Origin of the sequence: Pedobacter sp. ASV1-7, assembly GCF_040203335.1 — a bacterium.
In the GTDB taxonomy this organism is placed as follows: Bacteria; Bacteroidota; Bacteroidia; order Sphingobacteriales; family Sphingobacteriaceae; genus Pedobacter.
On sequence record NZ_JBEHBV010000007.1, the window covers coordinates 83988 to 102282 of the forward strand.

13 protein-coding genes are annotated in these 18295 nt (G+C 36.2%); 4 read left to right on the top strand and 9 right to left on the bottom strand.

What is annotated here, in order from left to right:
* Nucleotides 1–47: 47 nt before the first annotated feature.
* The 9 genes from ABDJ41_RS16375 to ABDJ41_RS16415 all read right to left on the bottom strand — a co-directional run bounded on the left by ABDJ41_RS16375 (nt 48) and on the right by ABDJ41_RS16415 (nt 13627).
* Nucleotides 48–1250: a DUF763 domain-containing protein gene (locus tag ABDJ41_RS16375; RefSeq protein ID WP_349787151.1), complete on the bottom strand. Its 1203-nt coding sequence runs from the start codon at nt 1248–1250 to the stop codon at nt 48–50.
* 33 nt (nt 1251–1283) lie between these two features.
* Nucleotides 1284–1889: a phosphatase PAP2 family protein gene (locus tag ABDJ41_RS16380; protein ID WP_349787152.1), complete on the bottom strand. Its 606-nt coding sequence runs from the start codon at nt 1887–1889 to the stop codon at nt 1284–1286.
* A gap of 125 nt (nt 1890–2014) precedes the next feature.
* Complete coding sequence (locus ABDJ41_RS16385) at nt 2015–3415, bottom strand: family 10 glycosylhydrolase (protein ID WP_349787153.1); 1401 nt, start codon at nt 3413–3415, stop codon at nt 2015–2017.
* A gap of 28 nt (nt 3416–3443) precedes the next feature.
* A complete protein-coding gene (locus ABDJ41_RS16390) occupies nt 3444–5132 on the bottom strand; it encodes a DUF5018 domain-containing protein (RefSeq protein WP_349787154.1) in 1689 nt (562 codons plus the stop codon).
* 26 nt (nt 5133–5158) lie between these two features.
* Entirely contained in the window at nt 5159–6865 is a 1707-nt protein-coding gene (locus ABDJ41_RS16395) for a RagB/SusD family nutrient uptake outer membrane protein (RefSeq protein ID WP_349787155.1), read from the bottom strand.
* A 7-nt stretch (nt 6866–6872) separates the two neighbouring features.
* The gene (locus tag ABDJ41_RS16400) at nt 6873–10418 is read right to left on the bottom strand and encodes a TonB-dependent receptor (RefSeq protein WP_349787156.1); all 3546 of its coding nucleotides are present in this window, start codon (nt 10416–10418) and stop codon (nt 6873–6875) included.
* Between the two features lie 275 nt (nt 10419–10693).
* Nucleotides 10694–11830: a FecR family protein gene (locus tag ABDJ41_RS16405; protein WP_349787157.1), complete on the bottom strand. Its 1137-nt coding sequence runs from the start codon at nt 11828–11830 to the stop codon at nt 10694–10696.
* A 66-nt stretch (nt 11831–11896) separates the two neighbouring features.
* A complete protein-coding gene (locus tag ABDJ41_RS16410) occupies nt 11897–12475 on the bottom strand; it encodes an RNA polymerase sigma factor (RefSeq protein WP_349787158.1) in 579 nt (192 codons plus the stop codon).
* A gap of 144 nt (nt 12476–12619) precedes the next feature.
* Nucleotides 12620–13627: an LLM class flavin-dependent oxidoreductase gene (locus tag ABDJ41_RS16415; protein WP_349787159.1), complete on the bottom strand. Its 1008-nt coding sequence runs from the start codon at nt 13625–13627 to the stop codon at nt 12620–12622.
* Nucleotides 13628–13775: 148 nt separating this feature from the next.
* Between ABDJ41_RS16415 and ABDJ41_RS16420 the strand changes: the two genes are divergently transcribed.
* The 4 genes from ABDJ41_RS16420 to ABDJ41_RS16435 all read left to right on the top strand — a co-directional run bounded on the left by ABDJ41_RS16420 (nt 13776) and on the right by ABDJ41_RS16435 (nt 18252).
* Complete coding sequence (locus ABDJ41_RS16420; protein WP_349787160.1) at nt 13776–14819, top strand: hypothetical protein; 1044 nt, start codon at nt 13776–13778, stop codon at nt 14817–14819.
* A 219-nt stretch (nt 14820–15038) separates the two neighbouring features.
* On the top strand, nt 15039–15476 hold the full coding sequence (locus ABDJ41_RS16425; RefSeq protein ID WP_349787161.1) for a hypothetical protein: 438 nt from the start codon (nt 15039–15041) through the stop codon (nt 15474–15476).
* Between the two features lie 72 nt (nt 15477–15548).
* On the top strand, nt 15549–17333 hold the full coding sequence (locus ABDJ41_RS16430; RefSeq protein ID WP_349787162.1) for a response regulator: 1785 nt from the start codon (nt 15549–15551) through the stop codon (nt 17331–17333).
* Nucleotides 17334–17691: 358 nt separating this feature from the next.
* Nucleotides 17692–18252 carry a Crp/Fnr family transcriptional regulator gene (locus tag ABDJ41_RS16435; RefSeq protein ID WP_349787163.1) on the top strand — a complete coding sequence of 187 codons (561 nt, stop codon included), beginning with the start codon at nt 17692–17694 and terminating at the stop codon, nt 18250–18252.
* Nucleotides 18253–18295 lie beyond the last annotated feature (43 nt).

Consider the following 18295-nt stretch of genomic DNA (forward strand, 5'->3'; position numbering starts at 1 on the left):
CGAAGTTAAATAATTACGGTTAACATAAGTCCTAGGAAGGCTTTTTTCTAGAAAAGTCGAAGTTGGACTTCATTAGGAGGTTTAGCATCTCCAAAAACAGTTTTACCACCATATTTCCATGAATGCTGACGTTCCTTTTCTATCAAGGCATCAAAATTATCATTGGCTACAAAACCCTGCTCTGCTTTACGGGATAAATTACTTAGCTGCTGGATGGCGTGTAGCTTATCGCTCTGTCCGACTTTAGCCTGTTGTACAGCTTTACTAAGTACTGTAATTGTTTCATCGTATATTTTAACAGGCACTGGAAAAGGATGACCATCCTTACCTCCATGTGCAAATGAAAAGCGTGCAGGATCCGAAAATCGGGATGCAGTACCATAAATCACTTCACTAACCAGGGCCATTGACTGTAATGTTCTTGGCCCCATTCCCTCAAGTAATAACAATTCTTCAAAATCAGCTGGTTTCTTTTCCTGAGTTAACCAAAGCATGGCACCCAAACGTTTCAGATCTACGTCTTTTGCTTTTACCTCATGGTGATCAGGCATAATCAATCGTCTTGCTTCAGCAATCATTCTATCCGGACTTTCGGTAGTCATGCTTAACATGGCTGTTCTTGAAGGTTTCGCTGCCTTTGCAACAAGATTTAGTATCTGCCCCTGGTTTTTACCACATATTCCGGTATGCGGATCTTCGACAAATGAGGTTAAACCATCTGAATGCCAATGATAGCGACGTGCAGTAGAACTGCCATTACGCATCCCTTGCTGAACTACAGTCCAAAGTCCATCAGTATTGACTACAAAACTATGAGTATATAATTGGAAACCATCCTGTAAGGCTGTGTTATCTACTTTAGCACTTAATTTACTACAACGTACAAGTTCGTTACCATTCAAACCAGTAAACTCCCCATATCTGAGTAGTTCATCTGGTGTATTACGTGATTTCTTTCCTTTGCCTCCACAAATATAAATACCAAGTTCTTTGTAATGCGGATTAATGGCAGCCTTTAGTGCACCCATTACGGAAGTGGTTATACCTGAGGAATGCCAGTCCATCCCCATTACAGCCCCAAAACTTTGAAACCAGAATGGATCACTTAATTTGCGTAATACCTCGGCTGATCCATATTCTGCAATGATAGCTTCTGTAATAGCCAAACCAAGTCTAGACATCCGTTCTGCAAGCCATTTAGGTACATAGCCATAATGTAAAGGCAAATCAGCTGTTCCGGATCTTTTCATTACTAACAAAATTAGTAATAAAAACTGATTTATTTAATTCGCTCGCATAGAACGTAATGAAAAAGCTGTCCCCGTCCCCAACAATGCGCCCGCAGCAACATCCGTGGGATAATGTACACCAAGATATAATCTGGAATAACCAACAGAACCTGCCCATAAATATGAAGGGACAACCACATACCATTTAGGATAAGCCTGTGAAAGTGCAGTAGCTGTAGTAAAAGCCGTGGAAGTATGTCCGGACGGAAAAGAATACTGAGCAGGTTGATAAACAGCACGAATTTTAACATTAGCAAGGAATGGCCTTGGGCGCTTTACTATTTTCTTAATCAGCAAGGTGGCCAATGCATTGACAGCAGAACTACTAGCCACATAAAGTGCATTTTGGCGCATCTGTTTATCGTTTCCTATAATTCCTCCTGCAAGTAAACCTACAGGTACACCAATATTAACCCAGTCATTATGGTTTGATATGAATAGAAAGAAGCCTGTCTTTTCGGGAGTCCTGCTTTCAGAAAGATTAATTAATATTTGATCATCCAACTGCTGCAATTTAGATTGGGCTTGTAATTGCACCGGTAAAGACACCCCATAAATGAAAGTAAACAACAACAAGTGTCTAAAAAAAAGGCATTTCATAACCAAACTGTTTTTCGCAAAATACTAAGTTTTAACTACAGTTTACATTTGTACCTATAAAACACCTGAAAAATTACACAAAAAAGGAAGGAGCGGTTGTGACCACTCCTATCCAAACTTAAACACTATTTTTTTAATCCTTCCCTTAAGGCCTCCCACAAAGGCTGCTTAAGTCGGTTATATTGTGGTGCATAAACGTGTACTACATCAAATAGCATAACCCCACCAGATGCATTTTCTCTTATGTATTTAATGGTTTTACTAATGGCCTGTTGATTTGGCCAATCGACATTCCCCATATCTATACTGCCATATAATGGCATTTTATTACGTGTAATGTATTTACCACCTCTTAAAGAACCTTCCACACTCCACCAATGGTAAGTCAAGTTAGCAGTAGCCGCATTATCTGCCAACATCAACTGTGTAAAATAGTTACCTGTCATCAACAAATCAAGTTGCTCTGCATAACCTGTTTTGTTGTAATCAGGGTAAGACCAGTCAAAACGTAACTCTTCATCATTAAACGGATCATAATCCTGACTTGCCCAGTTTACCCCTACCGAATAATAACTGCTATACCATGCCCCAACATATACACCGAATTTCATATTTGGTTTAACACTTTTAACCGCAGCTCTTGCCTTTACAAAAAAATTATGAATTACAGTAGCACGATAAAGCAACCAGCGTTTATAATACTTACCTGTAACATTTGGTGTAACTACCCCACTCACAATTTTCCAGCTTTTAACAATATCGGCAGGAAATTCCATTCGTTTCGCCTGCGAATCACCGTACTTTTCTTCAAGGAACTTTATAAAATCGTTTTTACTAAAATCCGAGAAATCAGCATCAATATCAGTATATCTAGCATAATCCAATATCATACCGTCAATGTTATATTTACTAACAATCTCTTTAACAATATTGAGTGCATGTTCCTGAACTGCAGGAATGGAAGGATTAACAAAGCCATTTCTACCGGTTGAAACCACTGGTACACGTCTGCCTGTTTCATCACAAACGATAGACTGGTACTGATCTCTCCATAATGGGTCTTCGTATACTTTACCTTTACCCGCTGATCCCTCTACGAAAGTGATTATGGAAGCATAAATCTTAAAGTTACGCTTCTTAGCTTCTTCAATCATAAATCCAACATAATCTACACCAGGTGTAAAACTCTTTCCGTCAAGGGTAGTTACTTGTATACTGTAATTACTAGGATACATGGTGTATCCATTTGAGCCTTTAACATCGAGTACAAGACCTGTTACCCCAACTTGTTTAAGGGTATCAAGTACACGTCTGATTTTAGCAGTATCACTAAACCTGCCATAAGTACCAAAAACATTTGAACGGGCATCAACCCATGCAATAGCTTCGTTTCTACGCATGGTATCAGGCAACATCGTTGTTTTATCACCCGGCAAATCACCTTTTGCAACGTTCGACTTTTTGCAGGCTATAAAGCCCGCAAAAAGTAATGCTGATATCATGGTTATTTTTATCATCTTTTTCATAAGATTTCCAATTAAATTCAATAATGGTTTAAGGGGTGTATTTTGTAAACTCATGCGCTATTATACCGCCATTGGTTAGCAACATAAATACCTGCATACGCTCTTTATCTGGTGTTAAAGCAATACAGACATCACCTGTTCCACTCGAATTAGCTGTCGCACCAAGGAATTCCTCAGAATTATAAATATTAAAGGTTTTGTACCTTGGATCTGCTGCAGATAAATTGATTTTAGAGCTTTCTGTTACATCATAAAGTCCTAATACGGCATTATTATAGCTGAAAGTTTTTACAAATTTCTGTATAGCCAGGAACTTCGCATTGTTAAATACAACGTAATCAGTAGCGAAGTGGAAAATACCAAAATTAGCTGTTTCATTTGCAAAACCTATGCTTCTCTCATGGCTTGTTCCATTAACCAAACCAATTTCGAACTGATAATTGATAAAGTAATCAGTATTCGCATTTGTAGAGACAGGTTGTGCATCGGCATTATATCCCATAAAGCTTGCAGCACCGCCAACAACTGATTTGTAATTGATTACTTCCGGTGTATTGCTTACCAATACACCATTTGCAATTCTCCATTTGTAAATAATGGTCGACTGTCCGCCTGTAGTCATCAATACTGCATTTGTATTCACATCACCATAAATATTCAACCTTCTGCCTACTCCACCATCACCAGTTATTGCAGCAGGATTGTTATTTGTCCAATCAATCAATTTAACCGGTGTGGCATCGATATCACTCCATTTGTAAACCAGGAATTTACCATTTTTACCTGCATAGGTTGCACCTATAAGGTTACCCTCAGAATCATTCACCACCTGCATAGCCAGGGCACTAAATGGTAATGCCATATTCTTAACAAATGCACCTGTGTTTCTATTGAATACCCTGTAAACTGCTGGATTTGTACGAACAACTGTAACCACATAATCACCTGTTATTGCAATAGAAGTCTCATTATTAGTAGTAAATCCTAATTCAGCAGCGGTTTTAGTCCACATTCTCCTATTTATCCCTACACCATAATCCAGTTTAACTGGTTCTGCTACTTTTATCTTGTAGGTTTTCTTTAATCCATCTATACCAGTAATAGTTAATGGCACTTCCTGAGATAAATTAAGGGTAGATCCACTTGCCAATGAACTTGTAGAATGGCTATTGATTTCAAGATCAAAAATCGCAGCTGTCACATCAGCACCTGGTAAAATATAAAAGATCACTTCATTATCTTTAACTAACGCTTCCACTTCTTGTGTAGAAGTGCCAGCCTGATATCTAACTTTGGCTTTTGTAATGGACACATCCCCAACTTTTTTTGATACTACTACATAAGATCTGACTTCCCCAGAGCCTGATGTAATGCTTAAAGTAAAGGGCTTGGAGACATCTCTTACTGTACCTAATGCTGGAGTAACGATAGCGTCCGAAGGTACAACAGACCTCAAAATAATTTTGGAAAGGTCTACAGGATAATCAGAATTAACCGGGTAAAAATATGGAATATCAAAATAAATGGTGTCCTTATTCGCACTAAACCGTGGTTCAAAGAGTCGCTGCTGGAGACTACCCATCCCCTCAATTGTACCATATATATCTGCTAGTTCATTTTTTGTATTAGGAACTATCTTTTCTGCTTTTTTGCAGGAGTTAAACACCAGACCGACCAGTGTAAAAACTATAAAAACCAATGATAATCTCTTCATCATTAAAAGCTTAATATTATAACTAAATACTACCATCCTTTGATCTGGGTAATTGCATCATTTCTCAGAATTTCATCCTGATGAATGGGGATATAATAAAGTGCAGGAGTAAACTGACGATTGGTATTATCTACAGGTATTGTTGTATACTTTGTAGAGGCTCCATTCGGTTCTCCTTTGTGACCTGTAAAACGAATGTTATTCAGCACCAGGTGCGCCTTTCTCCATCTTCTTAAATCCCAGTAACGATGTCCTTCAAAAGCTAATTCTATAATGCGCTCATGCTCTATGGCAACCATCATTTCTGCCGGTGTCTGAGAAGGTGTATTGGGCAACCCTCTTTTATTTCTCAGGGCATTTAATGATTCTTTAGCTGCTGAGATATTATTAATCTTTGTTTTTGCTTCGGCATCAATTAACAACACTTCTGCATAACGTAACTCTATCCAACTCTGGTCACTTTTATCTACCCAGGGATTAATATTTAAAGGATCAAGGAATTTTTTAGCGTAATAGCCTGTTACGGTTCGTTTAGGATCAGCGCCACCATATTCAGCAATACCTTCAATAGCATCACTGGTGGTGGTATTTAAAGTACGTCCTTTCCAAGACGAACCATTAAATAATATGGTAGCATTAAACCTTTGTTCGCGATTGGCATAAGGGTTTGCTGCCATTGTGGGATTAGACCAGGAAAAAGTTGAGCCATCATTCATTTCAAACTCATCTACCAGCTCGGCTGTTGGCACACCATATACTATGGCATTATCTACCTTATCTTTTGGAGGCATAAAGCCTAAATCATACTGATGGGTAACCTGAGGGCGAACGAAATCTAGTTTAAAAATAGCTTCTTTGGTATTCTTATTCGTAAAAATAGAAGCAAAATTAGCTTCCAATTCATACAAGCCTTCTGCTGCCAGCTTTTTCACCTCATCAGCAGCATTTGAAGCATTGGTGTAATATGCTGTAGCTTTTGCTGCAGGTACGCCAGTCAATTCGTCAGCATTAAATTGTTTTTTATCATATTCTGCAATTGATGCCGCATATAACCATGTCCTGGCTAGCATAGTATAAGCTGCTCCTTTCGTTGCTCTTCCTTTATTTGCGGCATCCCAGGTTTTATCAAGATATTGTGCAGCAAAGGAAAAATCAGCTGCTATAAAATTCCAGCAGTCGTCTTCATTTGAACGTTGTTTGTCTTTCCCTTCTGGTCCAACGAGTTTATCATGCAATACAACGCTGCCATGCAACTTTACCAACCAGAAATAAACATACCCCCTTATAAATCTGGCTTCTGCCTGAAATTTAAGTTTTGTAGTCTCATCTAGCCCCTGAGCTTTTGTTTCTAAACCCTCTAGAAATTCATTAAGCCTGCGGATTCTGGAATATCCTGCGTTCCAATAATTTAACATTGGTCCGGAAGCACTTACTCTTGAGGCATCAGAAGCAAGTATATTTACTGTTCCATTACCCGAATTTGCGGATGTATATTTCATTATATCAGTTAATGCATCTGTAGCATTATCTGAACCAATAGGAAATGTACCAAACTTAAAGGTATTGAACTCATTGTACATACCAATCAAGTACAGTCTGACATTAGCTGGATTCTGATAAACAGCAACATCAGTATACCTGTCAAGTGGGTCTGTATCAATTTTACAACCACTCATAGCCAGAATTGCACCTGCTATAAGAGCGGATTTTTTTAGTGCTTTTATATATGTTTTCATAAAGCTATTAGAATATTAGGTTAACACCACCTGAAATCATCTTTTGCTGTGGATAGAATCCGTTGTTTACGTTTGGCATTTCAGGATCAAGGTATTTCAGCTTATCCCATGTAAACAAGTTAAAGCCGGAAACATAAAACCTCATTTTTTCAATTTTCGACTTAAACAATCTTTTTGGAAGTGTGTAGCCTAACTGAATAGCCTTTAATCTTAAGTAATCGTTACTGATGATAAAACCAGAGTTTGCATTGGCATTATGTGGAGATAATGATAAATTACCTGATGTTAAACGCGGATATTTTGCACTAGGATTGTCTGGTCTCCATGCCTGTTCTACCAAATAGTATGGTGAATTTCCATATCCATAGAAAGTTTTGGTAAAGGGACTATTATCTTCAATACCAGAAGTACCTGAAGATCCTTCGTAAACGCCTGCTAAAGCAACGCTTGATTCTGCTGCTCCTTGAAATAAGAACGAAATATCGAAACCAGCATATGCAGCCTCAAAATTTAAGCCGTACATAATCTCAGGCATATTACTTTTCCCCACAAAAGTCATATCAGCATCCCTGGTAATTCTCCCATCACCATTCAAGTCTTTATATTTAAAAAATCCCGGAGCGATGATCCCACTGCTTGGAGATGAACCATTACGTGCCTCATCCCAATTCTGATAAAATCCATCTACAACAAAACCCATCTTTTGACCAATTGGCTTACCCGTTCTCTTTTGCCATGAAGGCAGGTTCTGGCTTTCATTAATTAAGATGATTTTGTTTCTGGCCCAATTAAAATTACCAGTTACAGAATAACTGATTTTACCTATCATATTACGGTGCCTTAACTGTAAATCAAAACCTCTGTTATCTGTAATACCATCATTAAATGTAGTTGGATAATAACCTCCGATTGAATATGGGTATAAGGCTGATCTTGGTGTTAAAATATCAGTGACTACTTTATAGAAGTAGTCAAAATCTACGCCTAGTTTACCATTCCACAATTCAGCCTCAAAACCTATGTTTGTTAAACGATGACGTTCCCATGTCAGATTTCTATTAGGTGGCGAACCTGTAGATAAAGCATTAATAGGTATACCCCCAATTACCACTACCGGATCTTTAGTTAAGCTAAAACTAGGTAGGTAGGCAAATGAGGTTGATGCCTCTTTACCCAATACGCCCATAGATGCTTTAACTTTAAAAAAGTTAACCGTTTCTTTAATTTTACTAAAGAATGCTTCATCACTGGTCACCCAGCCTAATGCTACACCAGGAAAATAACCCCAACGTCCTTCTTCCGGAAATGTAATGGAAGCATCTGCTCTAAATGCAGCTTCAAATAAGTATTTATTTTTATAGGCATAATTTACCCTTGTCACATAACCATTTCTTGCTGTATTACCACTTGAACCTGTAGATTTAATAATGTCTAATGGCGCATCACTACCAAAGTCTATATCATGCAACTCTGTAAGTGCAAAATTTTTGGCTCCTGCAGAAAATACATTGTTTCTATATCTAGACCATTCATATAAAGCCAATCCAGTAACGGTGTGGTCACCAAATGTTTTTGAATAGTTTAAACTTGGCTGAAAAGTTAACCGGTTATTCTGACTATAACTTTGTCTTAACGTATTTAAAGTTATGCCCGGAGGATTATCCACTGGAATAAAACTCCCTGTAGGTCTCGATCTGGTTCTTCCCATCATCTTATAGGGCGTTAACCAACTCTTATTTTCGGTAGCATTCTTATCAAAGGAGGTTTGCACTTTTCCTGATAAACCATCAATCCATGGAACTTTCACGTTAAAGCTTAAACTAGTTTGAAATACATTAGTTTCACCACGCTGATATCCTGACTGCATAACTGATGCAATTGGATTAACATAACCTGCATTACTTAAATAAGCTGTAGGAAGTCCATTTTCTGCATACATAGGCATATTTGGGATCATCCTAACCGCTTGATAAAATGGATTCATATAGGCACCATTGTCAGGTGATATACCTGGAGTATTTGTTTTTTGCATCCTTGCATTGATATCAAAAGCAACAGAAAGAATTTCATTCAATTGAACATCAAGATTGGTACGCAGGTTAAATCTTTTATAATTTGTGTTCGCTACTACTCCTTCCTGATCCAGATATCCTAGATTAGAGAAATACTTAACTTTATCGGTCCCACCTCTAACGGTTACACCATGACTTTGAGAAGCGGCTGATTTACCTAGAAACTCTCCTATCCAATCTGAGTTTCCTAATAATGGATTCGTATTGGTCCCATTTCTTATTGCGTTGATTTGCGATTTATTATATGTTAATGGAATAGGATCAGAATCAATGCTTATCCTGTACTCATTATCCATTTCTTCTGCTCTTGAAAACCATTCCATGTAGTCCGGGCCATCTAAAAACTTAGGAAATCGGGTATTCGAGTTTACAATTACTGCTCCATCATAGCTAATGTTAGGTTTTTGTGCTTTTCCTCTTTTTGTAGTGACAAGGATAATTCCATTTGCTGCCTGTAAACCATATACAGAAAGGGCAGCAGCATCTTTTAGAATAGATATACTTTCAATTTCATTGGGATCCAACTGAGCAAATGGCCTTTGAACACCATCTACAATCGCGATTGGACCTTGCGGTCCTTCATAAGAAGATGTCCCTCTGATCCTGAGTGATGCATCATCAGCACCTGGCTGACCAGATTGCTGCCAGCTGGTGATTCCTGGTAAACGACCTGCTAACATATTCGTAACGTTCATAGTAGGCATTTGCTTAAGATCAGCGCTATTGATCTGCGCCACAGAACCAATTACATTTCTCTTTTTTTGCGTACCATAGCCTACCACAATAACTTCATCAAGACCTTTATTTGCTTCAATCAGTGTTACATTAATAACAGGGTTATTATTCGCATCAACTTCTTTAGTCTGAAAACCAATGTAACTAAACACCAGCGTTTCATCTCCTTTAGGCAGTTTAATGCTAAACTCACCATTACTATTGGTACTGACTGCTAAGGTTGATCCCTTAACCCTGACACTAACACCGATCAGAGGAAGTCCCTTTTCATCCAATACACGACCTCGGACATCAGCCACAGAAAAGTAATCAATCACCTTATCAATAATGCCCTGTTCCTTTTCTTTAACAATTACTGTTTTATTTTCAATGCTAAAGCTTAACGGCTGTCCTTTAAAGCAAATCTGGAGTGCTTTTTCCAGGCTCACATTTTTAAGGCTCAGATTAACTGGCTTCGCATTGCTCATTAATTTGTCGTTATAAAAGAAATCATAACCAGTCTGTAGTCTGATTTCTTTAAACACGCTTACTAATGCAGCATTGTTATACTTTAAAGTTACATTCTGACTGAAACTACTGGCACTCAGGTGTAAAATTGAAGTAGTTAATAATACTATAATCAGGTTAACCCTCATAATAATCTGTCTTTTAACTGTCGGATCAAGCCGTTTCAGCGGATTTATCTTCGACAAAAAGTTGGTTATACAGGCAGGTGGCCTGCATAGGCTTTTAATGTAAAATTTCATACATTTGAATCTGTTTATTCTGTGAAGTGCTTACTTTTCAAGGGAAAACACGTTCACATCATTCATTAATAAATTGGTTAACAATGCCCAAATCTTATTTGGGTTTAATGGACAAAGCATTAAACAACTACCGGGTGTGTTCCACCACTCCCGGTATTTTTAATCTTGTCAGGCAGACTGCCTAAGTACTGTTTCTGTAGTTTTTATTCATTTTGTTTGGTTTTAGGCAAAGCCTTGTATGGTTCCTGGGGCTCTGTTGTGGTTAATTATATGTGTTAATTATTCTCTACGATTACCTTTTTTCCAATAACATTAAATTTCAGCTGACCGGCAGCTTGCATAATTTTCAATACTTCAGAAATGTTCTTTGATCTGGATACTAATCCACTATAGGTCTGACTTATATCTACTTCGTCTCCATACTCTACATTTACATCATACCAACGACATACTTTCCTCATAATGCCATCCAGACTCTCCTTTTTAAACATGAAGTCACCATTCTTCCAATCCAGCACCTGATCGATGTCTGCTGCAACGACATTAAGATCTTTAGTCCCTTTAGAAATAGCTTGCTGACCAGGTTTAATCACACTATAATTATGATTCATTAAAGCTTGAACCTTAACAGAACCTTCCAGCAATGTTGTGATTGACTTTTGCTCGTCCAAATAGCTACTGATATTAAAGTGAGTTCCCAGAACTTCTATTTCCTGCCTGCTTGTTTTAACAATAAAGGGATGTTCCTGATCTTTTTTCACTTCAAAGTAAGCTTCCCCTTTTAGCTCAATATTACGCGCCTTTACATTAACAAAAGACTCTGAAAATCTGATGGATGACGCTGCATTTAACCAAACCTTGGTGCCATCCGGAAGTATAACCTGATGCTGGCCTCCTCTGGGTGTTTCTATGGTATGATAAGCCTCATCTTTAATTCTTGATTTTTTATCTCTCTCAGTGATTTTATAAACTAGCTGTCCATCTGCAGTTTTGGAAACTACAATCCCTGATTCTTTTAAAATTTCTCCGTTCCTGGCATCAGTAATTGAGATTTTAGCACCATTTGCAAGCGTTAAAATTGCTTTATTACTACCTGGTGCAATGTCTTTATAAGCTGTAGTTATTCCTGATTCTTTTTTTGCATCAGTATAAAAGTAAAAAGTAAGACCAAAGCAAATCAAAATGGAAGCAGCTACTGCTACGCGCGGCCATAGCGTTTTACGCTTAGGAGCGATAGTAGTGTACAATCTTTGTTGTAAATCCAACAGATCTTCTTCAAGTTCATCATCCGACAAATTAAACTTTGTTACTTCACCTAAGATTAGCCAGTTCTCTACAATGGCCTTTTCCTCAGGGGTACATGTTCCTGCCTGATATTTATTTATTAAACTTTTTGCGCTCTGTTCGTCCATTGTTCTGTGCTATTTAAGTACATAACGATTTACTAAACCAGAGGGGTTAAATAAAAATGAAAATAATTAAGGAAAGCTTATCAGTATAAAAACAATTAAAGCACCAAGCTTTGTTTTTAATATCCTAAGTGCATGATGCATATGGCTCTTAACTGTTTGTTCTGATAGATTTAATTCGTTTGCAATCTCTTTGCGCGATAAATTAGTTTTGCGGCTAAGTTCAAAAACTTCACGCATTCTTGTAGGAAGACCAGCAATTTCTTTTTCAATAAGAGCACTTAGATCATTATGTCTTATCAAATAATCAGTCGCATTTTGATTTGTATCAAGATAATTTTGAAAAATATCCAGATAACGCTGAGATACTTTTTTATGTTTATATAAATCAAGTATCTTGTTCTTAATGATGGTAAAAAAATAGGCAGGTAATGCCCCGGCAATATGTATTTCCTCACGTTTCTCCCAGAGTGTAAGGAATAATTCATGAATAAGATCTTTTGCTTCTTCCCGCTCTCCAATTTTTTTATAAGCGAATATATAAAGCAGGGATTGGTAGCGATTAAAAATTTCAGTAAATGCAGTTCTGTCTCCAGACTTTAATAAGCCTATTAATTCAGTATCAGAAAATTCTCTATACAGCACCATAAACTATATAATCCAGGTCATACTTGGTTAGTCCCTTATCTATAATTCTAAAACAATTAGTTTTAAATTTATTTTATAAAGATAATGCCAATATTAAAAAAATATTTTCAAATATTGGCATCGGATTACATGAATCTAGAAGAATTAGGCTTTAAATACTTCAGCCATTATTTCATACGACCTTAATCTTGCTTCATGATCAAAAATATGAGAGGTAGCCATAATTTCATCTACACCAGTCTGATCTAAAAATTGTTGTAAATCTGTTTTCAATGTCTCTTTGCTACCTACAAAAGTGCAAGCCAGCATCTGGTTAGCTTGCTCTTCCTCGTATACGTCCCAGATGTCATTCATATTATTTACAGGTGGTTGCAGCAATCTTCGCTTTCCAGTAACAATACCCATAAACAATTGATAAAGTGAAGTTACCAGATAATCTGCCTCCTGGTCAGTATCAGCACCTACAACGTTTACACAAGCCAGGACATAGGGTTCACTCAAATGTTCAGAAGGTGTAAAGTTCTGCCTGTATATATTAATCGCACTCATAAATTGTGCTGGTGCAAAATGACTGGCAAATGCATAAGGCAAACCAAACGCTGCAGCTAATCGGGCACTTTCTGTACTGGAACCTAATATCCAGATTGGAATATCTAGGCCTTCTCCTGGAATTGCCCTTACGTGACTGGTACTATTATCGGCTGATAAATAGGCTTGTAATTTTAATACTTCCTTTGGAAAATCCTGTGCAGCCTGAAAACGAAGATCACCCCTTATTGCAGCTGCAGTAACCTGATCCGTGCCTGGTGCTCTCCCTAATCCTAGATCAATCCGACCCGGATATAAAGACTCTAATGTTCCAAATTGCTCTGCTATAATTAATGGAGAATGATTTGGTAGCATAATGCCTCCGGACCCAACCCTGATTTTTTCCGTTCCACCGGCGATATGTCCGATTACAACAGAGGTTGCCGAACTCGCTACACTAATCATATTATGATGCTCAGCAAGCCAATATCTATTAAAGCCCCATTTTTCCACATGTTGAGCTAAATCAAGACTGTTCTTAAAAGTATCGGCAGGGGTTTTCCCTTCTATTACAGTGGCCAGATCGAGTACAGAAAATGGAATGGAGTTAAGCAGTTTTTTCATTATATCTATTTTGATGGTTTCATCTAAACCAAAACTACAACCTATAAACAACAAAACTTAGCCACCTAAAGTGATATGACTTTAAATCCACATGCTTTTGAAATTCAAATGAAATTAATAGATATATTTATGCTGAAACTATTTTGTAATGGAACCCAGTGATGTAAAAATATCCCGTAAAAAACCGATTTTTCCGGTTTCTCCTGCTTTGCAAAAATACCTTAAAAAGTATCAGAGGGAATCAAAGCTACCTATCGGCTATAATGATCTGTTGATGTTCGATGAGTCTTATCCGATAATGGATAAATACGGTAAAGACTCTTTATGGAGAGGGCCTATTTATTCGGCTGATAAAATTGAGGAAATATACAATGGATTAAAAGTAATTTATGCCAATTTAAAGGCTTCTGGAAATCTTCGGATTGTTCAACATAAATACATTGATAAAATTGAATATTGTACTTTTGGTAATACTCACCCCTTTCGCGTTAGAATTGTAAATCGATTAAATGATGTGTACGATTATTTTTATGTTAAAAAAGCCGATGCATCTAGAATTTATGGTTTGGAATTAGAAGAAATCCTATCTCCAAATCAAGTTAATTACCTGGTAGATAGGGAGACTCTTATCGAAGAGCATATTGCTGGAATACCAGGTGATGTTTTCGCAAAAAACTATTTGCATAACCCGGAATACAATCCAACTCGTATTGCAAAAGAGTTTGTCAAGTTTAATGAACGCTGCCTGGTGATGTTACTTGGTGACATGAGAGCATACAATTTTGTGGTACAAATTACTCCTGATTTTGATGATATTCAATTTAGAATCAGAGCTATCGACTTTGATCAGCAGTTTTATGAAGGGAATATCAAAGTGTACTTACCTCAATTCTTCAAAGAAAACTATGCCTATGTAAAGATAGGTATGGATCAATTGACAGATAAAACTTATCTGCAATATCAACAAGAGGAAAAATCTTCTCTTTTACATCGGGTACGGAGTGAGCGGCACAGACTTACAGATTTAAGGGATGTATCTAACACTGAAGTCTTGACAACTGTAGAGAATATAAACAGACTTAAAAAAGGAATGGCAGAATATTTTGAGGACGATCAGTACCTTGAATGTAATAGTATGACGGACATTATTGAGCTAAATATTAAAAACATCATTAGGCAGGTAAAACTCTAAACTTCAGGCATTTCCAAAAAAAAAAGCGGAGGCTAGTCAGAATGACTTGTGCCCCCGCAAATTAACGCTCTCGAAGTAAAAGTATAAAAAAAATATGAATTCTTCACAACAAAAATGTCATAAAGTCATATTAGACTAAACATCAACTATCTCCATTAAACACACTCAATATTTTTATGGTTTTAAAAATATATTTTTTAATTATTACACATAATTTTTATGCAAAAAGACATAATAAAATATATCTTTTTACATAAATATTCTCATAAAATACTTACTTTGCATCAAAAAAATATGTCTTTAAAAGCAATTGTAGAGGAGATTTTAAAAGAACAAGGTAGATCTTTAACCTGGCTTGCCGAAAAAGTTGGTAAAACAGTTGATGGCCTAAGACTTGGTCTAATGAATAAATCTGTTAAGTACAAAGACCTTTTGCTTATGGCAGAAGCACTCAATGTATCTCCATGTTACTTCTTCAAAACAGATAAAATATCAGTAAACACTAAAAAAAGTACCCTTGCTGAACCACTGGTAGAATATGGTGATAGTTTAAAAAACTGCAAAGAGCTTAATGCTACATTAAAAGATCAGCTTAAAGACAAAGAAAGAATCATATCTTTATTAAACGAGGCTAAAGGTACTGATCGTTCTAGATAAATGTTACATATGAAAAATGGTAAATAATCGTATTTTAGATTAAAATTCCTATTAACGCTTTATTAACTAATCATGACTTCCTTCTTTGAGACAATTAGTGGCATTTTCAGCAAATTAGTGATCAAAGAAAAAGATCCCATAAACCAGGCACGCATTAAAATGCTTGCTTATATTTTGGTTTTATATCTTTTATTTACAGGTATATTGATTTTTGCTTATGCTATTGGGGGTGAATCATTACATCTCATGAGGGTAAGTATTGTCTTTATAGCAACAATAGTTTTAATAGCTCTAACCTACTATACGCATGCCTGGAAAACTGTTTCACATATTATTCTTTGGTTTCTAACTTTGGCAGTTTGGTCAAATCTTTCAATTTACGTTCAGGATATTAATGTAGAAACACTACAATTCATATGGATAGCTTGTGCACTCAGTTTTTATATGCATGGCTTAAAATGGGGATGGTTTTACTCAGCAGTAAATGTTATTCCTATATTATTCTTTACAGCGATAGATAATAAAAATTACTTTTATTTAAGTAATGAGCCACATGAAGTTAGTCAAATCACTTATCTTTTTGTAATTACCTATAATTTTTCACTCATCATATTTCTTCAATACTACTTTTTTAAGGTGTTTAATAGAAATATAATTAGCCTAACAGATACAAAGAATGAGCTTAATGAACTGAATGGAAAGCTTACATCAACATTAACTGATGTTGAGAATCTTTCAAATTCCAGAATGGAATTCTTGTCAACCATGTCTCATGAATTACGTACTCCTCTAAATGGTGTAATTGGAATATCAAATGCTCTGTTACTTCAAAACCCACGTCAGGATCAGGAAGAAAACCTTGCAGTACTTAAATTCTCTGCTGAAAATCTACTTTTATTAATTAATGATATTCTTGACTTCAATAAATTCGATGCAGACAAAGTACAATTAGAGCGCATTAACTTTGATCTTGCAGCATTAATTAAAAACAACTTCTCGAGTCTAAAGCTAAAAGCAGAGGAGAAAATGCTAGAATTAAATCTTCATATTGATGATCAACTAAATGGTAAACATGTAAATAGCGATCCTACACGTCTAACACAAGTCTTGTTAAACCTGATGAATAATTCTATCAAATTTACTGAGAAAGGAAAGGTAAGTTTGCAAGTGCAGATTCAGAATTTAACTGACGACCAGGTGATTGTTCGTTTCATTATTGAAGATACTGGTATAGGGATTGATTTAAACAGGCAGATAAATATATTTGAACCCTTTATACAGGCTTCAACAAGTACAAGCAGACATTATGGAGGTACCGGCCTTGGACTAGCCATTGTTAAAAAGGTGCTAATGATGTTTAAAAGTGAGGTCCACTTGATAAGCACACCTGATATTGGTACCAGAGTTTTATTTGATATTGATTTTAAATATCAAAATTTTAATGGCACTCCATCCCCTACCTCTATAAACCACAAGCACGATTTAGCTCATCTTAAGGTTTTAGTCACCGAAGACAATCAGGTAAACATTTTGGTGATAAAAAAGACCCTCGAACAATGGAATATTGTTCCTGTGATAGCAGAGAATGGAGTGGTTGCCTTAAAAAAATTAGAAGAAGAAAGTTTTGATGTCATATTGATGGATCTATATATGCCAGTTATGGATGGATATGAAGCCGCAGTAATGATACGTAAACTTCATAATAAGGCTAAAGCAAATACCCCCATTATAGCACTTACTGCGAGTGTTAATAACAATGTTGCTCAAAAAATATTAAATGCTGGAATGAATGATTATTTATCTAAACCATTCAATCCAGATCATTTGTTTCAAAAAATAAAAGATCTTACAACATAGAGTTACCTATTGTAGCTATCAGTTATACATATTAATATTTATTGAAGGCTCAGGATTATATATTAAAAGTTATATGCTCTTGTAATTTGCCAAATCATAATAATTAGCAATACACCAATCAGAATATAAGTTACTGTATACAGTTTTCTTACCACACGCTTTGAGAGATTCATATTTTAGTAGATATGTTGTTAGCAAATAGATCAAATATGCACAATACTCCTTTTAATGAGATAGTTCATCTTGTTCATTATCAACTATTCATAAAAAATGACTGACATAGCATTAATGAGCCAAAGTTTTAAATGTTAAATTTAATGCGGAATTGAGCATCAATTTCAACAGATATACATTTAGTATGAAAATCAATCAAATTTTAAACGAAATCTACCCACTTCCTCCAGAAACATGTGCTGAAATCTGTAAGTATATAAAGGAAGTTCGATTTGAAAAAGGGCATATATTGTTAAAAGCTGACAAAGTAGAAAGACACCTGTATTTTATTAAAAAGGGTATGGTAAGAGCCTTTGCACCTCAAGGAAAGGGTGATATCACATTTTGGTTTGGTGAAGAAGGTGAAACTATCCTGTCTATGAAAAGCTATGTGGAGAATCAGAAATCATACGAAAACATTGAACTCCTGGAAAATTGTGAGCTGTATGAATTAAAGGTTGAATACCTGCGCGAGCTTTATAAGAAGGATATCCATATTGCTAACTGGGGAAGAAAACTAGCTGAAAAAGAACTTCTAAAGATTGAAGAAAGAATCATTTCAAGAGAATTGCTCTCTGCAAAACAACGCTACGATGAATTATTAAAAAATAAGCCCAGTCTTTTACAACGTGTACAATTGAAGTTTATAGCTTCTTATTTAGGGATTACCCCGGTAAGCTTAAGTAGAATCCGCAAAGAAAAATAGCTATAGCCCCAATATTAATTATCATAGGATAAATTTAAAAATC